This window comes from Bradyrhizobium sp. P2_E8 (genome assembly GCF_056403875.1).
On record NZ_JBFUES010001205.1, the window covers coordinates 1 to 2,025 of the forward strand.

The 2,025-nt window shown below is 66.3% G+C and carries 3 protein-coding genes; 2 read left to right on the forward strand and 1 reads right to left on the reverse strand.

The window, feature by feature from the left end; genetic code table 11:
* A partial coding sequence (locus AC1D00_RS38615; protein ID WP_477014292.1) for a hypothetical protein occupies positions 1–393 on the reverse strand: 393 nt, incomplete at its 3' end.
* 49 nt (positions 394–442) lie between these two features.
* On the opposite strand from AC1D00_RS38615, the gene AC1D00_RS38620 reads away from it, so the two are divergent.
* Positions 443–1,099 carry a TetR/AcrR family transcriptional regulator gene (locus tag AC1D00_RS38620; protein WP_477014293.1) on the forward strand — a complete coding sequence of 219 codons (657 nt, stop codon included), beginning with the start codon at positions 443–445 and terminating at the stop codon, positions 1,097–1,099.
* A 173-nt stretch (positions 1,100–1,272) separates the two neighbouring features.
* Positions 1,273–2,025: DMT family transporter (locus AC1D00_RS38625; protein WP_477014294.1), on the forward strand; the 753-nt coding region annotated here is incomplete at its 3' end.

Consider the following 2,025-nt stretch of genomic DNA (forward strand, 5'->3'; position numbering starts at 1 on the left):
CGCCGCGCCCATGCAGAGGGCGGTGATGGCGAGCAGAGCGGCGGCCACGCGCTGGGCGGTCGCGATGCGTGAGCGCACATCCGCGGCCTCGCTCGTGCCACGGCGCAAGCTCAGCAGCGCACGGGGGCCGGTCGCGGCCTGAATGCCGGCTGCGATCAGCGCGCAAACCGCGCCAAGCGCGAGCACCTGCTCGGCCGTGCCAAAGCTGCCGGAATGAACGAGATGCCCGAGATAGCCGCCGGTGAGGATCGCAACCGTCGCCGCGCCGAGCTGTGGACCGACGAGTTGCTCGCCCCCGGCTGCTCCGGTTCGCGCCAGCGCAAAGCTTGATCCAGCCCAGAACACGGACGACAACACATGAAGCGACAGTGCGATTACGAGGGCAGTCTGCATGGCAAGCTCCAAACCGGCTTCTAAATTGGATATACATCATGTATAATCAATGCGTCAAGACAATGGCAGGGCGATGCCGAAGCGCAGCTATGTGAGCTCGGTCCGCGCCTCCGCGGCCGCGGAGACGCGCGAACGCATCATCGCGGCCGGTGCGCGCCTGCTGCGCAAGGATGCGAGCATCGCGAACTTCTCGCTCGACGTGGTGGCGAAGGCGGCCGGCGTCACGCGGCTGACCGTCTACAACCAGTTCGGATCGCGGCGCGGACTGCTGGAGGCCGTGTTCGACGACATCGCGCGGCAGGGCGGGCTGTTCGAGCTGGCCGACGTGATGGCGTTGCCGGACCCCCGCGCCGCGCTCGATCGCGTCGTCGCGATCTTCTGTACCTTCTGGGCGCACGACCCCGCGATCGGCGGCCTCAACCAGGCGATCGCAACCGATCCCGAATTCGGCAATGCGCTGGTCGCGCGCAACGAGCGGCGGCGTGAGCTTGTGACGGGACTGGTGACACGCATCACGGAGAGCCGTGCCGCAAAGCGGGCCGTGCAGGATGCCGTGGACCTGATCTTCGTCCTGACGAGCTATCCGACCTTCACAGCGCTGAGCCCGCAGCGGTCGACCGAGGAAGTCTGCCGGCTGTTGCAGACGGCCTGCCACGCCGCTGTCGATGCGTCGATGCCGGATGCGCGCGCCGGGCGGAAGACGTAGGCCGCGGCGGCTCTTCGTCCTTCCGCCTCGCCGCGACGATCACGCGCCGGGCGCAGCGATGTTTAACATATTGACCGCCAATGGCACCTCCTCAGGTCATGCCTGCATTGTAGCATTGCGGTCGCGTGACTTGTGTCACGACGGCAATCGGGCGCAAGTTGCATCCGACCCCAATGACGATCGCTTCGCCCGCGCCACCAGCCTCGAATCCGGCCAGTTGGCTCAACAACCAGCCCTATCTGCTGCTCAGCCTGAGCTCGCTGTTCTGGGCGGCCAACATCGTGCTCGCGCGCCATGTCGGCGCGCACGTGCCGCCGCTGACGATGACCACGATCCGCTGGTTCGGCGTGTTCCTCATCCTGCTGCCGTTCGCCTGGCCACATCTGAAGCGCGACTGGCCGGCTCTGCGCAAGAGCCTGCCCCTGATGCTGTTCCTGTCGCTGGTCGGCTTCGCCTTCAACAACGCGATCTCGTACTGGGCGATGCAATACACGGAGGCGCTGAACGCGCTGCTGATCCAGTCGGCCGGGCCGCTGTTCGTGGCGCTGTGGTCGCTGGCGCTGTTCGGCGTGCGGCTGACCGGTGCTCAGCTCGCCGGCATCGCGATCTCGCTTCTCGGCGTGCTCATCATCATCCTGCGCGGCGATCTCGCGGCGCTGGCAAGCATCAGCTTCAACAGGGGCGACATCATGTTCGCGTCCTCGCTGGTGGCATTCGGGCTCTACTCCGCCTTCATCCCGCGCCGGCCGAAGGTTCATCAGCTCTCCTTCCTGTCCTTCACCACCTGCTGTGGCGCGATCATGCTGCTGCCCACCGCCGTCTGGGAGGCCTGGCGCGGCAACGTCATCCAATTCGACGGGTTGACGCTGGCGACGCTCGGCTACATCCTGATCTTCCCCTCGACGCTCGCCTATCTCTTCTTCAAC